General features: G+C 68.1%; 20 protein-coding genes. 6 read left to right on the top strand and 14 right to left on the bottom strand.

Going from position 1 to position 23260, the window contains the following annotated elements; translation table 11 throughout:
• Position 1 precedes the first annotated feature (1 nt).
• Entirely contained in the window at positions 2-1567 is a 1566-nt protein-coding gene (gene guaA, locus DAT35_RS04055) for a glutamine-hydrolyzing GMP synthase (RefSeq protein WP_233261284.1), read from the bottom strand.
• An 84-nt stretch (positions 1568-1651) separates the two neighbouring features.
• On the opposite strand from guaA, the gene DAT35_RS04050 reads away from it, so the two are divergent.
• Complete coding sequence (locus tag DAT35_RS04050) at positions 1652-2269, top strand: hypothetical protein (RefSeq protein WP_108065515.1); 618 nt, start codon at positions 1652-1654, stop codon at positions 2267-2269.
• 25 nt (positions 2270-2294) lie between these two features.
• Here DAT35_RS04050 and guaB read toward each other — a convergent pair whose 3' ends face one another.
• The gene (gene guaB / locus DAT35_RS04045; protein ID WP_108065514.1) at positions 2295-3752 is read right to left on the bottom strand and encodes an IMP dehydrogenase; all 1458 of its coding nucleotides are present in this window, start codon (positions 3750-3752) and stop codon (positions 2295-2297) included.
• A gap of 172 nt (positions 3753-3924) precedes the next feature.
• Here guaB and DAT35_RS60465 point away from each other — a divergent pair, with 172 nt between their 5' ends.
• Positions 3925-6678, top strand: a complete 2754-nt coding sequence (locus tag DAT35_RS60465) for a TIGR02266 family protein (RefSeq protein ID WP_233261283.1) — start codon at positions 3925-3927, stop codon at positions 6676-6678.
• 68 nt (positions 6679-6746) lie between these two features.
• Here the strand turns inward: DAT35_RS60465 and DAT35_RS04030 are convergent, their stop codons facing one another.
• The 6 genes from DAT35_RS04030 to DAT35_RS04000 all read right to left on the bottom strand — a co-directional run bounded on the left by DAT35_RS04030 (position 6747) and on the right by DAT35_RS04000 (position 12329).
• Positions 6747-7493 carry a DedA family protein gene (locus DAT35_RS04030; RefSeq protein ID WP_108065513.1) on the bottom strand — a complete coding sequence of 249 codons (747 nt, stop codon included), beginning with the start codon at positions 7491-7493 and terminating at the stop codon, positions 6747-6749.
• A gap of 405 nt (positions 7494-7898) precedes the next feature.
• Positions 7899-8354, bottom strand: coding sequence for a Crp/Fnr family transcriptional regulator (locus DAT35_RS04020; RefSeq protein WP_108065511.1), 456 nt, complete (start codon positions 8352-8354; stop codon positions 7899-7901).
• Positions 8355-8391: 37 nt separating this feature from the next.
• Entirely contained in the window at positions 8392-8907 is a 516-nt protein-coding gene (locus DAT35_RS04015; protein ID WP_108065510.1) for a gamma carbonic anhydrase family protein, read from the bottom strand.
• 30 nt (positions 8908-8937) lie between these two features.
• Positions 8938-10320, bottom strand: a complete 1383-nt coding sequence (miaB, locus tag DAT35_RS04010) for a tRNA (N6-isopentenyl adenosine(37)-C2)-methylthiotransferase MiaB (protein WP_108065509.1) — start codon at positions 10318-10320, stop codon at positions 8938-8940.
• A gap of 92 nt (positions 10321-10412) precedes the next feature.
• Entirely contained in the window at positions 10413-10916 is a 504-nt protein-coding gene (locus DAT35_RS04005) for a hypothetical protein (RefSeq protein ID WP_146209559.1), read from the bottom strand.
• Positions 10917-10931: 15 nt separating this feature from the next.
• On the bottom strand, positions 10932-12329 hold the full coding sequence (locus DAT35_RS04000) for a VWA domain-containing protein (protein WP_108065507.1): 1398 nt from the start codon (positions 12327-12329) through the stop codon (positions 10932-10934).
• A gap of 216 nt (positions 12330-12545) precedes the next feature.
• Between DAT35_RS04000 and DAT35_RS03995 the strand changes: the two genes are divergently transcribed.
• Genes DAT35_RS03995 through DAT35_RS03985 form a run of 3 tightly spaced genes read left to right on the top strand, consistent with a single transcriptional unit; the run spans position 12546 to position 14880 of the window.
• Positions 12546-13271, top strand: coding sequence for an SDR family NAD(P)-dependent oxidoreductase (locus DAT35_RS03995; protein ID WP_108065506.1), 726 nt, complete (start codon positions 12546-12548; stop codon positions 13269-13271).
• The gene (locus tag DAT35_RS03990) at positions 13268-14098 is read left to right on the top strand and encodes a dihydroneopterin aldolase (RefSeq protein WP_108065505.1); all 831 of its coding nucleotides are present in this window, start codon (positions 13268-13270) and stop codon (positions 14096-14098) included. Before DAT35_RS03995 ends, DAT35_RS03990 begins: the two co-directional genes overlap by 4 nt.
• Positions 14092-14880 (top strand): SDR family NAD(P)-dependent oxidoreductase, encoded by a 789-nt coding sequence (locus tag DAT35_RS03985; protein WP_108065504.1) that lies wholly within the window; start codon positions 14092-14094, stop codon positions 14878-14880. The genes DAT35_RS03990 and DAT35_RS03985 overlap by 7 nt, the downstream gene beginning before the upstream one ends.
• Positions 14881-14883: 3 nt before the next feature.
• Here DAT35_RS03985 and queD read toward each other — a convergent pair whose 3' ends face one another.
• The 6 genes from queD to DAT35_RS03955 all read right to left on the bottom strand — a co-directional run bounded on the left by queD (position 14884) and on the right by DAT35_RS03955 (position 21316).
• Positions 14884-15246: a 6-carboxytetrahydropterin synthase QueD gene (gene queD / locus DAT35_RS03980; protein WP_108065503.1), complete on the bottom strand. Its 363-nt coding sequence runs from the start codon at positions 15244-15246 to the stop codon at positions 14884-14886.
• A 33-nt stretch (positions 15247-15279) separates the two neighbouring features.
• Positions 15280-16569: a class I SAM-dependent RNA methyltransferase gene (locus tag DAT35_RS03975; RefSeq protein WP_108065502.1), complete on the bottom strand. Its 1290-nt coding sequence runs from the start codon at positions 16567-16569 to the stop codon at positions 15280-15282.
• A 129-nt stretch (positions 16570-16698) separates the two neighbouring features.
• Entirely contained in the window at positions 16699-17355 is a 657-nt protein-coding gene (locus tag DAT35_RS03970; protein ID WP_108065501.1) for a CoA transferase subunit B, read from the bottom strand.
• Between the two features lie 9 nt (positions 17356-17364).
• On the bottom strand, positions 17365-18063 hold the full coding sequence (locus tag DAT35_RS03965) for a CoA transferase subunit A (RefSeq protein WP_108065500.1): 699 nt from the start codon (positions 18061-18063) through the stop codon (positions 17365-17367).
• A 91-nt stretch (positions 18064-18154) separates the two neighbouring features.
• Positions 18155-19333, bottom strand: coding sequence for an acetyl-CoA C-acetyltransferase (locus DAT35_RS03960; protein WP_108065499.1), 1179 nt, complete (start codon positions 19331-19333; stop codon positions 18155-18157).
• 273 nt (positions 19334-19606) lie between these two features.
• Positions 19607-21316 (bottom strand): 30S ribosomal protein S1, encoded by a 1710-nt coding sequence (locus DAT35_RS03955; RefSeq protein ID WP_108065498.1) that lies wholly within the window; start codon positions 21314-21316, stop codon positions 19607-19609.
• A 585-nt stretch (positions 21317-21901) separates the two neighbouring features.
• Here DAT35_RS03955 and DAT35_RS03950 point away from each other — a divergent pair.
• Positions 21902-23260: a hypothetical protein gene (locus DAT35_RS03950; protein WP_108065497.1), complete on the top strand. Its 1359-nt coding sequence runs from the start codon at positions 21902-21904 to the stop codon at positions 23258-23260.

Here is a 23260-nt window from a genome sequence, read left to right as displayed (position 1 = left end):
GTTACTCCCACTCGATCGTCGCGGGCGGCTTGGAGGAGACGTCGTAGACGACGCGGTTGATGCCTCGCACCTCGTTGGTGATGCGCGTGGAGATGCGCTCGAGCACCGGGTACGGCAGCCGCGCCCAGTCCGCCGTCATGCCGTCCACGCTCGTCACCGCGCGCAGCACGCAGGTGGACTCGTAGGTGCGCTCGTCTCCCATCACGCCCACGCTCTGCACCGGCAGCAACACCGCGAAGGCCTGCCACAGCTCCTTGTACAGCCCCGCGTCCCGGATCTCCTGCTGGACGATCGCGTCCGCGCGGCGCACCAGCTCCAGCCGCTCCTCGGTGATGTCCCCCAGCACCCGGATGGCCAGACCCGGCCCCGGGAACGGCTGCCGGGAGACCATCTCGTCCGGCAACCCCAGCTCGCGGCCCAACGCTCGGACCTCGTCCTTGAAGAGCTCGCGCAGCGGCTCCACCAGCTTGAGGTTCATCTTCTCTGGCAGCCCGCCCACGTTGTGGTGGCTCTTGATGGTGACGGACGGGCCCTTGTACGACACGGACTCGATCACGTCCGGGTACAGCGTGCCCTGCGCCAGGAACTCCGCGCCCTGCACCTCTCGCGCGGCTTCCTCGAACACCCCGATGAACTCGCGGCCGATGATCTTCCGCTTCTTCTCCGGATCCGTCACGCCGGCGAGCTTCTCCAGGAAGCGCGCTCGCGCATCCACCGTCTTCAGCGGCACGTGGAAGCGGTCCACGAAGAGCGCCTCCACCTGCGCACGCTCGCCCTGCCGCAACAGGCCGTTGTCCACGAAGATGCACTGCAGCCGCGCGCCAATCGCCCGGTGCAGCAGCAGCGCCGCCACCGAGCTGTCCACGCCACCCGACAGCCCGCAGATGACCCGGCCGTGCTCACCCACCTGGCGGCGGATGGCCTCCTCCGCCTCCTGGATGAAGCCCTTCATCGTCCAGTTTCCGCTCACCTTGCAGTCGGAGAACAGGAAGGCGCGCAGCATCTCCTTGCCCTGGGGGGTGTGCACCACCTCGGGGTGGAACTGCAGGCCGTAGATGGGCTTGCTCTTGTGCGCCGCCGCCGCGAAGGGCGAGTTGCCGCTGCGGCCAATGGACTCGAAGTCCGGCGGTAGCGCGTCCACCCGGTCTCCGTGGCTCATCCACACCTTCACCCGCTCCCCCTGCTGGAACGCAGCCAGGGGGCCTCGTGCCGACAGCACCTCCACCTCGGCCGCTCCGAACTCGCGGTGCGCCGTCCGGTCCAACTTCCCCCCCAGCAACTTGGAGAGCAGTTGGAGCCCGTAGCAGATGCCCAGCACCGGCAGCCCCGCGTCGAAGACGTAGGGATCGCACCGCGGTGAGCCCGGCGCCTCCACCGAGGCCGGCCCTCCGGACAGGATGATGCCGCGCGGAGCGAAGCGGCGGATGTCCTCCGCGGGCAGGTCGGGACGGTGGATCTCACAGTACACGCCCAGCTCTCGCACCCGGCGGGCGATGAGCTGCGTGTACTGGCTCCCGAAATCGAGGATCAGGACCTTCTCAGCGTGAATATCCACCACACTCTCCATAGGGGGCGCGCGTTGACGGATGCGGCCCTTACCGCTACAAACTTTCGGAAATCAACCATTAAGTCCCGCTCGACGAGGTCCTGGATGCGCCTGCCCGCCGTTGCAACCGTCTTGTTGTTGACCACCACCGGTTGCGTGAAGGAGATGTCCTCGGAGGAGCGCCTGGATCGCGAGTCGCCCTCGCTCTCGGCCGGAGGCGGAACCCCGGATGCCGCCGCGCTGAGCAAGGTGCACTGCGACGATACTGGCGACGCCCTCACCCAGGCCCGAAACGTCAACCGTCCGGAGGCGGACCGGGTGATGAGCTACATCGACCTCTACACCTCGTTGATGAAGCGCAATGCGACCTTCGAGCAGGCGATGAACCGCAACCCGGACCTGAACTACACCGAGGGCAGCGAGAAGCTGGTGGCGGCCCGGGAGGCCTGCATCCAGCAGACCGCGGACGTGAAGGTGGAGTTCGAGACCTACGTGCGCGAGCTGGTGGAGGTGCCCACCGTGCAGGAGGTCAAGGGTGGCAACAACATCACGGTGGCCCGGCTGGACTTCACCACCCTGCGCCAGGCCATCGAAACGCTGAGCCCGGATGACAAGGAGGCGCTGCTGGGCCGCGTGCTCAACGCGGAGAAGCGCGTGGCTCCCGCCAAGGAGGACGAGCCCGCCGCCGCCCCGGCCACCACCGGCCGCAAGCGCGGCAAGTAGGCCGGAAGCGGACCTCCCAGGCGCCCTACTCCACTCGATAGTTGGGCGCCTCCTCGGTGATGATCACATCGTGCACGTGGCTCTCCTTGAGCCCGGCCGAGGTGATGCGCACGAACTGGGCCTTGGCGCGCAGCTCGTCGATGGTGGCGCAGCCCACGTAGCCCATGCCGCTGCGCAGCCCGCCCATCATCTGGTGGATGTTCATGGCCAGGCTGCCCTTGTAGGGGACGCGGCCTTCAATGCCCTCGGGGACGAGCTTCACCGCCTCCACGTCCGACTGGAAGTAGCGATCCTTGGCGCCCTGCTTCATCGCCCCCATCGAGCCCATGCCGCGGTAGCTCTTGTAGCTGCGGCCCTGGTAGAGGATGACCTCGCCCGGCGCCTCCTCGGTGCCCGCGAAGAGCGAGCCGATCATCACCGTGCTCGCCCCGGCGGCGAGCGCCTTGACGATGTCGCCGGAGTACTTGACGCCTCCGTCTGCGATGACGGGCACCCCGTGCTTGTCCGCCTCGCGCGAGCAGTCGTCGATGGCGGTGAGCTGGGGCACGCCCACGCCGGCCACCACGCGCGTGGTGCAGATGGAGCCGGGACCGATGCCCACCTTCACCGCGTCCACGCCCGCCTCGATGAGCGCCCGGGTGGCCGCCGCGGTGGCCACGTTGCCGGCGATCAGCTCGAAGCCCCGGAAGTTCTTGCGCGTGTCTCGCACGGCGTCGATCACCCCCCGGGAGTGGCCGTGGGCGGTGTCGATGACGATCACGTCCACGCCAGCCCTCACCAGCGCGTCAATCCGGGCCTCGCGGTCCGCGGAGGCGCCCACGGCCGCGGCGCACAACAGCCGGCCCTTGGCGTCCTTGGCCGCGTTGGGCCGGGCCCGGCGCTTCTCGATGTCCTTGATGGTGATGAGCCCCTTGAGCTCGAACTGCTCGTCCACGATGAGCAGCTTCTCGATGCGGTGCTCGTGCAGGAGCTGCTGGGCCTCGAGTTGGCTGAGGCCCTCGCGGCCGGTGACGAGCTTGCGCGTCATCACCGCCTCCACCTTCTGGCCCAGGTCCGTGATGAAGCGCACGTCGCGGCTGGTGATGATGCCCACCAGCTTGCGGCCCTGCACCACGGGGATGCCGGAGATGTTGTGCTGCCGCATCAACTCCAGGACCCGGGCCAGCGGCGCCTGCGGCTCGACGGTGATGGGATCCACCACCATCCCGCTCTCGAACTTCTTCACCTTCAGGACCTCGAGCGCCTGCTGCTCGGGGGTCATGTTCTTGTGGATGACACCGATGCCCCCCTCCTGCGCCATGGCGATGGCGGTCCGGGACTCGGTGACGGTGTCCATCGCCGCGGACAGCAGCGGCATGTTCAGCCGCAGGTTGCGCGTCAGCCGGGTCGAAAGGTTGGCATCTCGAGGCAGCACGTCGCTCTCGGCCGGCAGGAGGAGCACGTCATCGAAGGTCAGTGCGAGCCGGACGTCGGAGGTCAGCATGGGGGCTCCCGGGAGCAGCGGGTCATGCCCGCGGTAAAAACCGCTTCCATAAAAAGTGAAGAACAGGGGTGCAACGCCTCAATACCGCCTTTTCACGGCCCGTCCGCCTGCCGTGCAGTCGAATGGTGCTAGGATCGACAACCACCCCCTCGGTCTCGCCATAGGACATCCTTTGACGCAGCCACACACCCCCGCCGCGGGAGAAGCCATCGGGTTGGTCGTCAGGTTCCCCTTCGCAACTCCCGAGGAGTTCCTGGCGAAGTACGGAGCCAACATCACCCGGGGCGGCATCTATCTCCGGTCGAAGACCGTGAAGCCTCCGGGTTCGGCTGTCACCCTGGACCTCAAGCTGGCCGATGGCTCGCGCATCATCCACGCCCTGGCGGTCGTCCACTTCGTCACCGGCCAGGCGGGCCTGGGCATCTCCGGCATGGGGTTCCGCTTCCTCACCGTGGACCCTGCGACCCAGCAGTTCCTCGACTCCGCGGTGGCCGTCCTGCCACACGCCCAGTCAGCCCTGCCTCCACTCCCTGCAGGCGTTGGACCGGCCGATGATACGGTCCCTCCAGGTGTTCAACCCGTGGCGGTGGCGGAGGCTCCGACGGTGGCCCCCGCACTCACGCCCGCGCCCGGGCAGGAGTTCCTGATCCCCGCCCACACGCCGTGGCCCGGAACCATCCCCGTGGTCACGCAGCGCCCCGCACATACGCCCCACCCGGGAGCGCTCCCCGTCACCCAGGCCGCCCCCGCGCATACGCCCCACCCCGGGACCCTTCCCACGGAGCCCTCCGTTCCGGCGCAGACGCCTCATCCCGGAGCGCTCCCCGCCGCCCAGCGCCCCGCGCAGACGCCCCATCCCGAAGCCAGTGCACACGTCTCGCAGCAACCCGCGCAAACGCCTCATCCCGAGGTCAGCGCTCACGTCTCGCAGCAACCCACGCACACTCCTCACGCCGAAACGGCTCCCGCCACACAGCCTCCCGCGCCCACTCCTCCCGAAACGACTCCCGCCGCACAGCCTCCCGCGCACACCCCCGTGGAGGTCCCGGTGGCGGTGGTGCCCCGAGCCCCAGCAGTGGCCTCTGGCCGCCCGGCGCCGCCTCCCGAGCCCACCCCGACGCTCACCGCGACCCCCACGCCCCTGGTCCCGAGCGCCCCGCCCTTCGAGCCCCCCGCCGAGGAGCCCAAGCGGACCGGTCCCATCATCGGAATCGACCTGGGGACGAGCAACTCCTGCGCCGCCTACGTGCGCAACACCAAGCCGAGCGTCCTCCCGAGCCGCGAGGGGCACAACACCGTGCCCTCCATCATCGCCCTCAACACCCGGGGCAGGCTCGTGGTGGGCCACCCGGCCAAGGGGCAGATGCTCACCAACCCCCGGCAGACGGTGTACGGCGCCAAGCGTCTGGTCGGCCGCCCCTACGAGTCCCCCATCGTCCGGCAGATCAAGGACCGCTTCGTCTACGAGATCGCCCCCGGCGAGAACGGCGAGGCGGCGGTGCGGCTCGGCGATCGCATCTACACCCTGCAGCAGCTCTCCGCGCTCATCCTCCGCGAGGTGAAGGAGGTGGCCCAGAACCAGCTCGGCCAGTCCGTCTCGCGTGCGGTCATCACCGTCCCCGCCTACTACAACGACAACCAGCGCCAGGCGGTGCGCGAGGCCGGACGGCTCGCCGGGCTCCACGTGGAGCGCATCCTCAACGAGCCCACCGCCGCCGCGCTCGCCTACGGCTTCGGCCGCAAGCTCAAGCAACGCGTGCTCGTCTATGACCTCGGCGGCGGCACCTTCGACGCCTCCGTGCTGGAGCTCAACGACACCGTCTACGAGGTGGTCTCCACCGGCGGCGACACGTTCCTCGGCGGCATCGACTTCGACAACGCCATCGTCGAGTACCTGCTCGAGCAGTTCCACCAGCAGACCGGCCACACCTTTCAGGGCGACCGGGTGGCCATGCAGCGCATCCACGATGCGGCCGAGCGCGCCAAGTGCGCCCTCTCCGAGCGCTCGCAGGTGCGCGTCCACGTGGCCTTCCTCACGATGATCGCCGGCAAGCCGGTGGATCTCGACGTGAACCTCACCCGCGAGAAGCTCATCGAGCTCACCGAGAAGCTCGTCAACCGCACCCTCGAGGTCTGCGCCGACGTGCTCGACGCCAAGGGGCTCACGCCCAAGGACATCGACGAGATCATCCTCGTGGGAGGCCAGAGCCGCTTCCCGCTCGTGCACGAGAAGATCTCCTGGTTCTTCGGCAAGGCGCCCACCAAGAACGTGCACCCGGACGAGGCCGTGGCGCTCGGCGCGGCGCTGCTGGCGCACAGCCTGGGGGAGAACGACGGTGTGGTGCTCATCGACGTGCTGCCCATGGCTATTGGCGTGGGCCTGCCCGGCGGGCGCTTCAAGCCCGTGCTCGAGCGCAACGCACCCCTGCCCGCCAACAAGAGCTACCAGATCGCCACCAGCCGCGATGATCAGCAGGAGCTCGATCTGATCATCCTCCAGGGAGACTCGGAGCGGGCGGTGGAGAACGAGTACCTCGGGACACTGAAGGTCTCCGGGTTGCCCTCGGGGCCCCGGGGTTCCATCAAGGTATCCGTCACCTTCGAGGTGAACAACGAGTGCATCCTCAAGGTGACCGCGCGCGAGCAGACCAGCGGCCTCGAGGTGATGAGCATCTTCAGCACTCGCGACACTCCGGAAGAGGTGAAGTCGAAGCTCGGACTCAACCACCCCCACCTGGAGCTTCCGGCCGCGCGTCCCCTTCAACCACCGGCTCCGGCGCGGCCACAACTGGGAGGTCCGGGCGCGCCCCTGACGCAGAAGCCCACGGCGACTCCGCCGGTCCCCCTCCCCATCGCCATGACCGCCCGGGACGTGGCGCCCGGTGGGCTGGTCGGCTGGTTGAAGCGGATCCTCGGACGCACGTGAGCCGGAAGAGTGGACCCGAATCAGGGCCCTTCCCTTCCGGCTCATGAGGGGTGAGACGGGAGCGGCGATCAGTCGCGCGCGTGCAGACGCTCGGGGCCGCCGGCATTGTCGAAGACGGGCGCCGCGGCCGGCTCGGAGGGAGCTCCGGTCAGCAGGTGGGCGGGCACCGGCGAGGCCTTCACAGCGGCCTTGAGCGCCGCGCCGCGCAGGGCAGCGAGCCGCTTGCGCCACAGGAAGGCGCCAAGGCCCACCACCGCGAGCACCCCCACCACCACCAACTGGCCCTCCTTCATCCGGTCGATGGCGTAGTCCAGCTTGTCGCCGAAGTGGAAGCCGAGCCACACGAAGAACGGCGCGGACAGGAGCGCTGCCAGGCCGTCCCAGAAGATGAAGCGCCAATAGGACATGCCCGCGGAGCCGGCGGTGAAGTACGTCACCGCGCGCACCCCGGGCAGGAAGCGGGCGATCATCACGATCTTCTGCCCGTGCAGGGTGAACAGCCCCTCCACCCGGGCGCGCTTCTCCGGGGTGACGACGCGGGCCAGGAAGCCTTTGGGCGAGCGGCCCACCTGCGAGCCCAACCGCCGGCCGGCGAGGAAGATGAGGCTGTCACCCGCCAGGATGCCCGCGAAGCCCACCAGCATCATCACCGGCAGGCTGGCCGCTCCCTTGTGGGCGAGGAAGCCCCCCAGGATGAGCGAGATGTCCTCGGGCAGCGGCACTCCCACCCCACAGGCCACCAGGATTCCGAAAACGGTGATGTAGGCGAGAAAGCCGTTGGTGTTGCCCAGCACATTGGTGAGGAATTCTTGCACGCTCGTCTCGTCTCTTTCACTTCCGTGGAGGCCAGGCGGGTGTCACTCGGGCCGTGGCTTCCAGCGCCCTCGCATCAACCGGGCGCACATCGTCAAAACTCCGAGCCAGGAGCCGTAGGCCAGTGTACCCCCCACGGCTGGCTGCCCCATCATCTCCGTTCGGCGCATGCACCGCTTGGAGTACGAGCGACCGAGCGTCCCCGCCACATCTCCTGCCTCCCCGTCCAGCGCCTCCGTGGCCGCCTGGTCTCCGCCCAACAACAAATGTGGCGCCGCCGCGCCTTCCCCGGAAGTCTGCCCGGGAGGCGGGTACGAATGGGTAGGAGTGGGTAGGTGCCAACGGGCTCGCGGACATCCCTCGCATCCATCACGGGGAGGCTAGCACGAGGAGCAAGCGGGGAAGCGTCAAGTCTTGCCGACGAGCGACTTCATGGCCTCGCGGTTGTCGCGGACCTTCTGGCCGAAGTAGGTGACGATGCCCATCAGCAGCTTCATGCAGGCCTGGGGCTTCTGGGCGGTGAGCTTCTGGAAGTCCGCGTGACGGATCTCCACGGCGGTCACATCCGTCATGGCCGTGGCGGTGCACAGCCGCTCGCCCTTCTGGATGAGGGCCAGCTCGCCCAGGGGCTCACCCGCGCTCACATCCCCGAGCGTCACGTCCTCGCCCGCGGTGTTGCGCGCACTCAGCCGCACGGTCCCATCTCCCACGATGAAGAGGGACTCGCCCGGACGGTTCTCCACGAAGAGCGCCGAGCCCTTGGGAAAGGCCCGAGCCACACCGATAGCGGCGAAGATCTGGATGCCGACGTCGGTGAAATCCTTGAAGAGCGGGCTCGCCTTGAGTGCGGCTGAGACCTCCATGAAGGGGGTCCTAACACGCACGCTGGCGGGCGTCACGTTAACGGCTGGCGCGGTGCTCGGCGGCGGTGCGGACGTAGTGCTTCGCGGACTCGAGGAGGAAGGCGCGCTCCTCGTCGGTGATGGGCCGCTTCACCTTGCCCGGAGAGCCCACCACCAGCGAGCCCGGAGGAATCTTCGTCCCCGGGGTGAGCAGCGTACCGGCGCCGATGATGGAGTCGTCGCCGATCTCCACGTCGTCCATGACGATGGCGCCCATGCCCACCAGCACCCGGTTGCCCACCACGCACCCGTGCAGCACCACGTGGTGCCCCACCGTCACGTCGTCCCCGATCGTGGTCCCGTACCGGTTGCTGGTGACATGGATCATCGTCAGGTCCTGGATGTTGGTCCTCCGACCGATGCGGATGGCGTTCACGTCGCCGCGCAGCACCGAGTTGAACCACACCGAGGAGTCCTCCCCCAGCTCCACGTCCCCGATGACCTGGGCCGAGTCCTCGATGAAGCAGCTCGGGTGGACGCGCGGGGACTGATCACGGAAGCGGCGCAGGGCCATGGGTTCTCCAGAAGGAAGGGAGGAGACGGCTCAGGCAACCACGCACGAGAGCTCGGGCTGGGGGAGCTCGGCGGGAGGCATCACCGTCGGCAGGCTCACCACCGCCGTCTGCTTTCCGGAGAGCTGGTTCGGCGTGGCGCTCTCCACCAGCACCTTCACGAAGGCCCCCGCCGGCGCGTCGCCGTCGAAGTTCACCGTGCGGTTCTCCGGCGTGCGCCCGAAGCGCTTGAGCGGGTTGTAGCGCGAGGGCCCCTCCACCAGCACCTCCACCTCCTGCCCCACCTGCGCCGCTGTGATCTCCCCGCTGATGCGCCGCTGGATCTTCTGCAGGCGCTCCAGCCGCTCGATCTTCACCTCGTGCGGCACCGGACCCCACTCGTCCTCCTTCAGCGCCGCGCCCGTCTTCGGCCGGGGGCTGTAGATGAACGAGAACTGGTTGTCGTAGCGGACCTGCTCCGTGAGCTCGAGCGTGAGGGCGAAGTCCTCCTCGGTCTCACTCGGGAAGCCCACGATGATGTCCGTGGTCACCGCGATGCCAGGACGCGCCTCGCGCAGCTTCGCCAGCCGCTCCAGGTACTGGACCACCGTGTAGTCGCGCCGCATCCGCTTGAGCACCGGATTGGAGCCGCTCTGCACCGGCAGGTGGAAGTGCGGCATGATCTTCGGCTGCACCCGGAAGGCCTCGATGAGCTCGTCCGACAGATCATGCGGGTGGCTCGTGGTGAAGCGCACGCGCTCGATGCCCGGCACCTCCGCGGTGCGCAGCAGCAACTGCGCGAAGCTGATGCCACCCCGGTACGAGTTCACGTTCTGGCCGATCAGCGTCACCTCGCGCACGCCCACCTTGGCCAGGTCCGCCACCTCGGCGAGCACGTCCGGGAAGGGCCGGCTCACCTCGCGGCCGCGCGTGTGCGGCACCACGCAGAAGGAGCAGACGTTGTCGCAGCCCTTCATCACCGTGACGAACTCGGTCACCTTGCCGCGGCTCGTCTCCGGGTCGGCGCGCGGGAAGACGTACTCCTCCGAGTCCACCCAGGCCGTCTCCACCACCCGCTCGCGCTCGCCCTGCACGCGGCCGATGATCTCCGGCAGCTTGACGATGGAGTCCGGGCCGAAGACGAAGTCCAGGTAGGGCACCTTCTTGAGGAGCTTGTCCTTCTCCTGCTGCGCCACGCACCCACCCACGCCGAGCAGCGTGCCGCGGGCGAGCTTCACCGTGCGGTAGCGGCCCAGGGCGGAGAGCATCTTGTCCTCGGCCTTCTCCCGGATGGAGCAGGTGTTGAGGATGATGAGATCCGCCTCCTCCGGTACCGGCGTGGGCCGGTATTCCAGCTTGCCGAGCACCTCGCTCATGCGGAGCGAGTCGTTGACGTTCATCTGGCAGCCGAAGGTGTGGATGAAGTAGCGCTTCATGGGTCTTTCCGTACGGAGTACGGGCCCTTATGCGATGGGCCCTGGCGGATTGCAACGGTCGCGGCGAACCAGCGGGCAGGCAGGCGAGCCCCTCACGCCCGGGTCAAGGCCTTCTGCATCCGGGTGTGGAGGGCGACCAGACGGTCCTCGTGCTGGTTCAGGAGATCAATCGCCTCCTGCCCGTAGCGCCGGGCCAGGGGCTCCAGGTCCTCGATACGACGCAGCTCGTCACGGGCCTTGCTGACCTTCTCGACCGAGGCGTCATCGGTCAGCTTCTCCAGCTCCGCCACCCGGCTGCGGAGCTTCCGCGCCGTCCAGCGCTGGCCACAGAAGGCGCGCAGCAGCGCATTGCCCAGCTCCACCACCTTCACTCCCAGTCCGGATGCCTCCAGGCCGAGCCGGTGCGCCGTGGCGAAGGCGTCATGCGCCACCGAGGCCTGCTCCATGTGGGCGAGGAAGGCCTCCTGGTAGCGGACGAGGCCCTCCAGCTCGGCCGCGGTGAGGGGGTGGGCGGAGAGCCGCAGCGTCCGGGAGTCGGCCGCCTCCATGAGGCCGGAGGGCGCGACATCGAGGTCATCGAACATGGATCGGGACATGGGTGTGTGTCTCTCTCAGGCGGGCACGAGCTGCTCCGCGATGCGGGACAGATCGGCCACGGAATTCACCACCACGGTCTGGTGGCACTGCTTCGAGTAGGTGAGCATCTCGCTGTCCCCGAAGCCCCAGTTGGAGCGGTCCTCGGGGCAGATCCACACGAGCCGCTTGCACTTCTGCTTCAGGTCCTTGAGCGCCCAGGCGTTGTTGGCGTTGTAGTTGTTGCGGCCGTCCCCGATGATCATCACCGTGGTCCGGCGCGTGATGCTGCCAATCTGATCGCGCGTGAACATGGCCAGCGCCCGGCCATAGTTGGAGTTGGCGGTGAGCGAGACGGCCTGCCCCATGGTGGCCAGATCGATCGCCCGGTCCACGTCCTGCTCCTTGAAGTGCTGGGTCACCTCGCCCACGTCCGACACGAAAACGAACGACCGTACGCGAACGAAGAGGGACTGAAGCGTATAGGTGAAGAGCAGCATCATCCGCGAGGCGTTGTGCACCGAGTCCGACACGTCACAGAGGACGACGACCTCGGGGCGCTCGGGGCGGCGGGCGCGGAACACCGGCACCATGGGCACCCCACCCCACGGCAGGTTGCGGCGCAGCGTGCGGCGGACATTGAGCGTCCCCTTGCGCTTCGAGCGCTGCTTGCGGATGAGCCGCGCCTTCAGCTTCTCCGCCAGCGTCTTCACCGCCGCCTCCATTTGGTTGACCTCGGCCTGGCTGAGCTGGTGCAGCGGCTTGTCCACCACCCCGCCCGTGGGCTTGCGGATGCGCGCCTCGGCCTGGCGCTTCACCTCGCGCCGTGCCGCTTCCTCCACCTTGCGCATCGCCTCCGCCACGTGGCGCGAGACGATCTCCACCCCCTCCGCCGGCAGGCCTCGCTTGCGCAGCTCGTCCTCGAATGCCTTGAGCTCCGAGCGCGCCCGATCAATCCCCGCCGCCACCATCAGCCTCCGCGAGAAGAAGCCCGTCTGCATCGAGCTGCGCAGCTGCGACAAGTCGAGTTGCAGCGTGGCCGAGCGGAAGATCTGCGCCAGCCGCGCCCGGTCTCCCATGAGCGCCGCCTGGGCCAGCGGGGACAGCTCGGGGAAGAGCTGGTTCATCTGGAACAGGAGCATCGTCAGGTTGTCGCCCTCGATGAGCCCCTGCTCCTGGATCTGCTGCGCGAGCGACTTGTCGAGCGCCTCGAACGTCTTCGCCGCCCCCGAGAAGTAGAAGTCGAAAGCCCGGTTGAAGACATCCACGTCCTGATGGCGCTTGACCATCGTCGTCCGCAGAACCGAGCGGAAGACGGACTTGTCCTGGAGCCCCACCTCGGCGGTGGCCCGGGAGGCGTCCGACACCTCGGACGTGCTCACCCGCACCCCGTTCTGGCGGAGGACCTCGGCGAACTCGACGATGCGTGCATCCATGTGGTCGTAAGCCCTTCGTCCAGACCTTCTACCAGTCCTCGAGCAACCCTCGAGCCCCATCCTTCCAACCCGTCCTGGGGCCCACAATCCTCTACAGGGTCCACCCTCCTCCCGCCGCACCCGGCTCCGGGCTCGGGAGGTGAGCCCTCGTTCCCCCTGCGGGCAACCTCGGCGTCCTGTATACCCGGGCACACGGCAAATCCGAGGGAGACCTTCATGCCAACAGCAGTCGTCACCGGGGCCGGTATCCGGATCGGCAAGGCCATCGCCTTGGCGCTGGCCGATGCGGGCTACGACCTGGCCCTGCATGTCCACCGTTCGACCGAGGGGGTCGAGGAGGTCGCGCACAAGGCCCGGGCCCTGGGGCGCACCGTTACGGTGTACCGCGCCGACCTGGGGACGCCTCAGGGGGTGGAGTCGCTGGCGGCCGCCGTGCGCGAGGCCCACCCGGCCGTCGACGTGCTCGTGAACAACGCGGGCATCTACGAGCGGGTCGCCTTCGAGGACATCACCCGTGAGCGCTACCACCGGATGATGGGAATCAACCTGGAGGCGCCCTTCTTCCTCACCCAGGCGCTGCTCCCGGCCTTGCGAGCCGCCCCCAACCCCCTCGTCGTGAACCTCACCGACATTGCCGCCGAGCGCGCGGAGAGCCATTACGCCCACTACTCGGCCAGCAAGGCGGGCCTGCTCATGCTCACCCGAGCGCTGGCCGTGGAGCTCGCTCCCAAGGTGCGGGTGAACGCCATCTCTCCCGGGGCGGTCATCTTCCCGGAGGACTTCGACGAGGCCTCCCAGAAGGCCATCCTCGCCCGCATCCCCCTCGGACGGGTGGGCACCGCCGAGGACGTGGCCCGCGTGGTGGTCTTCCTGGCCCGCGAGGCCCCTTATATCTCCGGACAGGTGATCGCCGTGGATGGAGCCCGGAGCGCGCAGCTATGAGCACTGTGTTCGACACCTTCGCGACCGCCCCGCATGACGCGCAGGGCCGCCCGCTGGATGTCATCGAGCTGCGACAGCTCGCCGTCCGGTGCATCGTCGGGGTGTATCCCGCCGAGCGCGGCACGCCTCAGCCGCTCGAGCTCGATGTGGCCCTATACCTGGACACCCGGAAGGCCGCGGCGGGCAGGCTCCGGGACACGGTGGACTACGCGCGGCTGTCCGGGGAGCTGCGCTTCCTACTGGAGACGGCCGACTTCCGGATACTGGAGACGGCCGCCGAGGCCCTCTGCCGCTACATCCTGGCCCCGCCCACCGCGGACACGGCACGAGCCCCGGTGCGAGCCGTCACCCTGCGGCTGTCCAAGCCGGAAGCCCTGGGCCGAGTCGGCCGCGCCACGCTGCAGGTGCACCGCACCGCGGACGAGTACCAGTTCGAAGTGGAGGAGAAGCCCTTCGGGCGGGTGGACATCCTCTTCCAGGACGAGCACGTCGGCATCTACCGGCTGCGCGTCGCGCCGGGCCGCACCATCCCCACTCATGAGCACCGGGTGATGGATGAGGCCGAGTTGGTGCTGGGCCACGGGCTGCTGCTCCAAGGCCAGCCGGTGCCTGCGGGAACGGGCATCCGGTGGCCGAAGCACTTCCCGCACCGCTACGACAACCCGAGGGCGACCGAGCAGACGGTGCTGTGCGTGGATCGCCCGGCCTTCCTGTCCAACGACGAGGTGGAGGTGCCCGAGCCTCCAGGTGGACTGGAGCCGGTGGAGGGCCGCGCCTACTACCCGGCGGCGGCGAGCGCGCCGGAGGCGGAGGGCGAGAGATGGTGAGCACCCGGCCCCTGGGCACGCGGAAGGTGCTGGTCACCGGAGGGGGAAGCGGCATGGGCCTCGCGGTGGCCGAGGCACTGCTGCGAGCGGGAGGCCGGGTGGCGGTGAGTGGACGCCGGGCGGATCGGCTGGAGGCAGTGGTGCGCGCCTGGCCCGGCCGGGCAGTGGCCCTCCCGTGCGACCTCTCCTCCCCTTCCGAGCGAGCGGGGCTACTGACGCGGGCCCAGGAGGCACTGGGTGGACTGGATGGACTGGTCCACTCCGCGGGGGTGGTGGAGCACCAACTGCCGGGCCACATCTCCGAGGAGGCCCTGCGGGCGCAGCTCGAGGTCAACCTGGTGGCCCCGTTGCGGCTGGGCGAGGAGGCGCTGTCGGTGCTCGAGTCCGGTGGAGGGATGGTGTTCATCGCCTCGACCCTGGCGCTGAGGCCACTGCCCACCAGCGCGGTCTACAGCGCGGCCAAGGCGGGGCTGCTGGCGGCCATGCGCTCGCTGGCCCTCGCGGGTGCCGCGCGACGAGTCCGAGCCAACGCCGTCTGCCCGGGAGTGGTGGACACGGAGATGGTCCGAGCCCCGCGCCTGAGCCCCGGTGAAACGCCTCCCACGGGCGAGGAGCTCGAGCGGAGGATCTCCGCCCAGCTGTCCACGCTGGGGGCGCTGCATCCGCTGGGAAGGCTCGGGAAGGCCGAGGAGGTGGCCGAGGCGGTGGTGCACCTGCTGGCGGCACCCTGGACGACCGGCAGTGAGCTGGTCATCGACGGAGGCCTGCTGCTGCGGGAGTAAGGCTCAGTCGGCCTCGCCGCGGTAGATGCAGCCCGAGGTGCAGGTCTCCCGCACCATCACCTGGGTGAGCTGCGGGAGGCGAGGCCGGACCCGCTGCCAGATCCACCGCGCCAGGTTCTCGCTGGTGGGGTTGGACAACCCCTCGATCTCGTTGAGGTAGTAGTGATCGAGCTGGGCCTGGAGCGGCTTGAAGGCCTCGGTGATCTCGGAGAAGTCCATCACCCACCCCGAGTCCGCCCCCACCGAGCCCTCGACGTGCAGGGTGACCCGGTAGGAGTGGCCGTGCAGCCGGGCGCACTTGTGCCCCGGGGGAACGTTGGGGAGGCGATGGGCCGCCTCGAAGGTGAACTCCTTGAAGATCTCCAAAACAGACTCCTGTGTGCCGCAGCCCCGGAGGACCTACGCGGGCACCTCGAATGACATGACCGATTCCACGTGGTGCGTCTGGGGGAACATGTCCACCACCTGGAGCGCCAGGGCCTTGTAACCGGCCTCCACCAACCCCGCCGCGTCGCGAGCCAGCGAACCCGGATCGCAGGCCACGTACACCACGCGCTTCACCCCCAGAGCCTTGAGCCACCGGGCGAGCCCCGGAGCCCCCGTCCGCGGAGGGTCCGCGAGCGCCAGGTCGAACCGCTTGCCCTCGCGGATCAGCCCCTCACACACCTTCCGTGCGTCCCCCTGGACGAAGCGCACGTTGGCCACCCCACCCTCGCGAGCGCTGCGCTGCGCCAGTTCCACCGACGCGGGGGAAGACTCCACCCCCAGGACCGAAGCCGCGCTCGCCGCCAACGGAAACGTGAAGTTGCCGTTGCCCGAGTACAACTCCAATACCGCATCCGTCTCGCGCGGGGCCAGCTCGTAGAGCGCCGACGTCACCAGCCCCACATTGGCCTCGGCGTGCGCCTGGGCGAAGGCGTCCGGCCGCAGGTACAGGGGCACCTCGGGCCGCAGCGGCGACACCGAGCGCAATACCGGCTTGCCGATGACGCGCGGCGAGCCCTCCTTGGGCACCAGCACCGCGCCCTCGAGCCGCAGCGTGCGCACCGCCGCCTCACACGCCTCCACGTGACGGGGCGCCACCTGGCCCTTGAGCAGCACCGCGAAGGCCCCCTTGGAGCCCTCGGCCAGCAGGTGCACCTCCTCTGCGTCCCGGGAGACCGGCTTGAGCAGCGGCGCCAGCTTCCCCGGCAGTCCGGACAGCACGGGCACCAGCGCGGGGCACTCGCTCACCGCCACCCGGTCATGGCTCCGCCGTCCGAAGTACGCCAACTCCTCCTTGAGGAAGTGCAGCACCGAGCGCCGCCGATAACCGAAGTCCCTCGGAGCCATCAGCATGGGCCGAACCGTGAAGGAGTCCCGCTTGAGCCGGCCCAGGTGCTCAAGGGCGGACAGGACGATCTCCTGCTTCGCGGCGCGCTGGGCGGGCTCGGCGAGCTCCAACCAATCACACCCGCCACATCGGGCGCTCAGGACGCAGGGCGAGGACCGGCGGTCGGGGCTCGGCGTGAGCACATCGCCGATCAGGTGCCCGCGCACCACCTTGCCCTCCTGCTCCAGACGGACGCGGACCCGCTCGCCGGGGAAGGCACCGGGCACGAAGACGGTACGGCCCTCGTGGGAGGCCACGCCCTCTCCGAGCTGCCCGAGGCGCTCGATGGTCAATTCAATGGGGGTATCCGGCAGCATGGGGGAACCGGGGAGTGGGCGACCGGTGGGCGGCGCCTCCCTGTTCGACCTCCGCTCCGGACCAGGTATTCCGCCGCGGCCCCAGGGAACGGGACCGCGGCGGTACGACGAAAGAACCGGGGGACCGGCTCAGATCTTCATCTCACGGATGCCCGGGGCGACCTTCAGCTTGGGCTCGGTGATGGACTGCACATGCTCCACCGTCACGCCGGGGGCCAGCTCGCGCAGCACGAGGCCCTCGGGAGTCACGTCGATGAGGGCGTACTCGGTGACGATGTGGTTGATGCACTTGAGGCCGGTGATGGGCAGGGAGCACTTCTTGAGGATCTTCGGCTTCCCCTCCTTGTTGACGTGCTCCATGGTCACGAAGACGCGCTTGGCGCCCACCGCGAGGTCCATGGCGCCACCGGGCCCCTTCACCATCTTGCCGGGGATCATCCAGTTGGCCAGGTCACCCTGCTCACTCACCTCCATAGCGCCGAGCACGGCCAGGTCCACATGGCCGCCGCGGATCATCCCGAAGGACAGCGCCGAGTCGAAGAAGGCGGCGCCCTTCACCACCGTCACCGTCTCCTTGCCGGCGTTGATGAGATCCGGATCCTCCTCGCCCTCCACGGGCCAGGGTCCCATGCCGAGGATGCCGTTCTCGGACTGGAACATGATGTCGATGCCCTTCGGAATGTAGTTGGCAACCAGGGTGGGGATGCCGATTCCGAGGTTCACGTAATAGCCGTCGCGCAGCTCCTGGGCGATGCGCTGGGCAATCTGCTCACGGGTCAGGGGCATGGCGTCCTCTCAGGCCTTCTTCTGCACGGTACGGCGCTCGATCCACTTCTGGAGATTCTTCGACTGGACGATCCGGTGCACGAAGATGCCGGGCAGGTGCACCTGATCCGGGTCAAGCTCACCGGCGGCCACGATGTGCTCGGCCTCGACGATGGTGACCTTTCCCGCCATGCACATCATCGGCGAGAAGTTGCGGGCCGTCTTGCGGAACACCAGGTTGCCCCAGGTGTCGGCCTTCCAAGCGCGAACGATGGTGAAGTCCGCCTTGAGCGGCGTCTCGAGCACGTGCAGCCGCCCGTCGATCATCCGCGTCTCCTTGCCCTTGGAGAGCTCGGTGCCCGCGCCGGACGGGGTGAAGAAGCCGCCGATGCCGCAGCCACCGGCGCGGATGCGCTCGGCCAGGGTGCCCTGCGGGTTGAGCTCGACCTCCAGCTTCCCGGAGAGCATCTGCTCCTCGAAGACCTTGTTCTCGCCCACATAGCTGGCGACGATCTTCTTCACCTGGTTGGCCTTGAGCAGGATGCCGAGGCCCAGCTCGGTGGTGCCGCAGTTGTTGGAGATGATGGTCAGCCCCTTGGTCCCCTTGCGGTGCAGTGCCGCGATGAGGTTCTCGGGGTTGCCGCAAAGCCCGAAGCCGCCGCTCATCAGCGTGGCGCCATCCGGGATGTCGCGGACGGCCTCGTCCGCGCTCTCGACGATCTTGTTCATGGACCCCTCCTACGAGAACGGGGCAAGGGTCTTCAAGAGACCCTCACCCCGCCCCTCTCCCCGAAGGAAGAGGGAGTGTGCCCCACGTGAACTAGCGCTCCACCATCAGCGCGATGCCCTCGCCGCCGCCGATGCACAGCGACGCCACGCCGCGCTTCTTGTTCTGATCCTTGAGGGTCTGCAGCAGCGTCACCAGCACGCGCGCACCCGAGGCGCCGATCGGGTGGCCGAGCACCACCGCGCCACCGCGCACGTTCACCTTCGAGGGATCCAGGCCGAGCAGCTTGTTGTTGGCGATGGCCACCACCGCGAACGCCTCGTTGATCTCCCACAGGTCCACGTCGCTGACCTTGTGGCCCGTGCGCTTGAGCAGGTTGTTGATGGAGTCCGCCGGAGCGATGGTGAACTCCACCGGCTTGCGGGCGGCCCCGGCGTAGCCGGTGATGCGGCCCAGGATGGTGCGGCCCTCGGCCTTGGCGCGCTCGGCGCTCATCAGCACCAGCGCCGCGGCGCCGTCGTTGATGGAGGACGCGTTGGCCGCCGTCACCGTGCCGTCCTTCTTGAACACGGGCTTGAGCGTCGGAATCTTCTCCGGCTTGGCGTTCTTGGGGCCCTCGTCCTCGCTCACCACCACGTCACCGCCCTTGCCGCCGGGCACGGTGACCGGGACGATCTCCTTGGTGAAGAGACCGGCCTTCTGCGCCTCGATGGCGCGCTTGGTGGACTCGAGCGCGAACTCGTCCTGCGCGGAGCGGCTGATGCCCTGGCTGACGGCGCACTCCTCGGCGCAGTTGCCCATGTGGACGTTGCCGTAGGGATCCCAGAGGCCGTCGAGGATCATCGCGTCCTTGAACTCCACGTTGCCCATGCGGGCGCCGCCGCGCATGGCGTGGCTGACGTAGGGCGCGTTGCTCATGGACTCCATGCCGCCGACCACCACCACCTCGGCATCACCGAGCGCGACGGCCTGGGCCCCGGCGATGACCGCCTTGAGGCCGGAACCACACACCTTGTTGATCGTGACGGCCGGGACGGTGTCGGGGATGCCGGCGTAGATGGAGGCCTGACGAGCCGGGGCCTGGCCCACGCCCGCCTGCAGCACGCAGCCCATGATGGTCTCGCTGACCTGATCCGGGGAGACACCCGCTCGCTCGAGTGCCGCCTTGATGGCGACCGCGCCGAGCTGCGGCGCCGTCAGCTTGGACAGGGCGCCCTGAAAGGCCCCGATGGGGGTACGAGCCGCGCCCACGATGACCACTTCACGAGCCATGAACTGCCTCCTTGGGGGTGCTGGGATGACTTTGAATAACCGTCGGGAGGGCCCTTATCACTGTGCCTTGTAAAAGCGTCAAGCCTCCTTGCCCGCCCCGGAACCAGAGCGTCCACTGGCCCGAGAGATGCGCTTCTCGCTTCGAGGACTCCTCGGAATCGCCTGGAATTGACGCACCCCGTCATCGTTCACGGGCGTCCAGAAAACGAAACGGCCGGGCCCCCTCTCGGGAACCCGGCCGCCGTATGTCCCTCTGCGTGAGGGGCGAACCGACTACTTCTTCAGCTTGCTCGCCATCACGTCGCCGAGGCGGGCCTTGGAGCCCTCGGCCTGGCGGCGGAGGTACTCGCGGTAGTCCTCGCCTTCGCCGATCAGGGCCTTCATGGACAGGGCCACCTTCCGGTCCTGGGTGTTGATGTCGATGATCTTGACCTCAACCTCCTGGCCCTCGTTCACCACGTCACGCGGGTTCTCGACGCGCTCCTCCTTCAGCTCGGAGACGTGCACGAGGCCCTCGATGCCGGGCTCGATCTCCACGAAGGCGCCGAAGTCCGTCACCTTGGTGACCTTGCCCTTCACGCGGCTGCCCACCGGGGTGCGCTCGGACAGGGTGTCCCAGGGATCCGGCTGGAGCTGCTTGATGCCCAGGCTGAAGCGCTCGTTCTCGACGTCGATGTTGAGCACCACCGCCTCGACCTCGTCGCCCTTCTTGAACATCTCGCCCGGGTGCTTGATGCGCTGGGTCCACGAGATGTCGGACACGTGCACCAGGCCGTCCACGCCCTCCTCGACGCCGACGAACACGCCGAAGTCGGTGACGTTGCGGATCTGACCCTTGATGACGGAGCCGATCGGGTACTTGTCCTCGAGCAGCGTCCAGGGGTTCTGCTCGATCTGCTTCATGCCCAGCGCGATGCGCTTGGCCTTCGGATCGATGTCGAGCACCACCGCCTCGACCTCCTGGCCAACCTCCAGCATCTTGCTCGGGTGCTTGAGGCGCTTGGTCCAGGACATCTCGGACACGTGCACCAGACCCTCGACGCCCTGCTCGATCTCGATGAAGGCGCCGTAGTCGGTGATGGAGACGACCTTGCCGCGCACGCGGGTGCCGACCGGGTACTTCTCGTCGGCGCGGTGCCACGGATCCTCCTGGATCTGCTTGAGACCGAGGCTGACGCGCTCCTGAGCGGGGTCGAACTTGAGGACGACGACGCGGACCTCATCACCCACGTTGAACATCTCGGAGGGGTGACCGATGCGGCCCCACGACATGTCGGTGATGTGCAGCAGGCCGTCGATACCGCCGAGGTCGATGAAGGCGCCGTAGTCGGTGAGGTTCTTGACCACGCCCTTGAGGACCGCACCCTCCTTGAGATTCTTGAGGGTCTCCTTCTTCATCTCCTCGCGCTGCTTCTCGAGCAGCACGCGGCGGGAGAGCACGATGTTGCCGCGCTTCTTGTTGAACTTGATGACCTTGAACTCGAATTCCTTCGAGATGTACTGGTCGAGGTTGCGCACCGGGCGGATGTCCACCTGGCTGCCGGGGAGGAACGCCTTCACGCCGATGTCGACGGAGAGGCCACCCTTCACACGGCCCACGATGGTGCCCTTGACGATCTCATCGCGCTCACAGGCGGCGCTGATCTCGTCCCAGATGCGCATCTTGTCGGCCTTCTCCTTGGAGAGGACGACCATGCCGGTATCGTTCTCGCGGCTCTCCAGGAGGACCTCAACGGGGTCGCCCGCCTTGACGGTGACCTCGCCGCGAGGGCTGGTGAACTCGGAGATCGGAACCTGGCCCTCGGACTTGTAGCCGATGTCGACGATGGCATAGTCCTTGGTCACCTGAACGACGGTGCCCTTGACGATCTCGCCTTCCTTCAGGATGCCTTCGCCGCCGCGCTCCTTGAGCGAGGCCTCGAACATCGCGGCAAAATCCTCGTCGCCGACATCTCCGATCTGCTGGTTCACATTCTGCTGCATGAGATTGGGAATCCTTGGAAACGGTACTGCTGCCCCCGGTTGTTGACGGCAGCCACTTGCGGGGAGCTACGAGTGGCCCGCGAGCCCACCCCACAATGGGGTTGACTCGAAGCCGCGCACCCTAGACACCGGTTACACCGGCAGTCAAGCGAGCGCGCGGTACTTGTTCACAGTCCTGATAATGCGGCTCCGGGAAGACGGGCACCCCCGCGCCCCCGGAAACCTTGTTCCTTGGGGCAGGTCGCCAGGCCCTCTGGCGCCTGTCTCGGAGGAAAAGCTGCTCCCTCATGGCTAGTTGTGCCATCGCCCTCGCGCACGAGCCGGGCGCAGGGTCCGTGGCCCTTCGGCCGGGCATACGGGCCGGAAGGCTGCCCGCGCCGTCTCCCAGGTCCCGGGCGGATCAGGCGCTCGGGAGGGGGGCTGGCGGCCCCGAGAGCCGCTCCTGGCTGCCGCCCCTCACCTTTCGACGAGGTTGGAGGCGATAAGCCCACGCTCCGTCCCCGGAGGTGTACGCATGGCTACACCCTCCCCGCTCCTGGCTGTTCGCGACAGAGGTCGTGCCACAGGTTCGGCGGCTGGAACGCCATGGCTGGAATCGTCGCGAACACCGTCCCTTGCCTCGCCCTGGCGCTGGGCCTGCTGGTGCTGGCTCCCGTGAGCTCCCACGCGGAGGAGCCCTCCGCGGCCCACGAGGCACCTCCGGCGGAGAAGGAGAAGGAGAAGGAGCGAAACCTGTTCTTCTGGGAGGGAAGGGTTGACTGGCGACTGTCGCATACCGTGTTCCTGATCGCGGATTCCGACGCCAACCCCGGCAACAGGTATCTCCTCCTGCCGCAGCACTCCTCCCTCACCTCCCTGCGCGCCGAGATCCATGCGGGGATCGGCTCCCAGTGGAGGTTCGTCCTCAAGCCCCGGCTCGCGGTGCGGGTCACCCAGACCTCCGTGGATGGGGTCTGGCAGACCGAGAAAACCTCCTTCGCGACCGAGTTCCTCGAGGCCTACGCCGTCTGGCGCATCACGGACTTCCTGTCGGCCTCCTACGGGCTGCGGCATGTCTGGTGGAGCCCGGCCGAGGCGTTGAGCCCCACCAACCGGCTCTTCCACGAGACGCACCTGGTGAAGTCGCCGACGACGTTGTATCGGGGCAGATGGTTGGCACACGTGACGACGTCCCTGAGGCGCAACCTCACCGCGGAGTTCATGCTGGAGACGCGACCCAACGGCAACATCGACACCTACGCGGCCGGCGAGTCGTTCGAGCAGACGGGACTGGTGCTGCTGCGGTACGGCTTTGGAGCCGGCTCCGGCTCCAGCCATGTGGGGTTCGTGGCGGGGCGCGGCGAACGCTCGCGACCCTGGGTAGGTGAGTATGTCTTGTGGTCCCTCACCGATGCGTTCTCGGTCTATGCCGATGTGAGCCACACGCGGGGTTCGCGAGCCTGGTACCCGTTCGAGCGGGAGGGGATGCTCGGGTTCGAGCAGGGCCGGCGCCATTCGCAGGAGGTCGTCACGTTCGCCGTGGCGGGGATGCGCCATGAGGTGAAGGACGTCGTGGATGCGCGGCTGGAGTACATCTTCAATCAGGCGGGCTACACGCACGAGGAGTTCCAACTCGCGGTCCGCACCGTCCACGAGGTCGCACCGGAAGATCCCTCGGTGGTGGACCCCTACGAATCCCCGGGCCTCGATGTCACCGGTCGCGCCTATCTCTTCCTGTCGCTCCGGATTCGAGGCCTTGGCCCTCCAGGGAAGCTGCTGCTCCATCCCCGCTACGTCCTCTCGCTGACCGACTCCTCCGGCCTGGCGCTGCTCGGCTTCGAATGGCAGGTCACCCCTACCTGGACGCTGTTCCTCTTCTCCGGCGCCGCCGTGGGTGCCAGGGACCAGGACCTGACCCGTGGCTCGCGCGCCCATCTCCAGGTGGTGACCAAGTTCTCGTGGTGA

This window comes from Vitiosangium sp. GDMCC 1.1324 (assembly GCF_003044305.1).
Classification (GTDB): domain Bacteria; phylum Myxococcota; class Myxococcia; order Myxococcales; family Myxococcaceae; genus Archangium.
The sequence above is the reverse complement of the archived record's forward strand: the minus strand, read 5'-3'. Positions and strand labels throughout refer to the sequence as shown.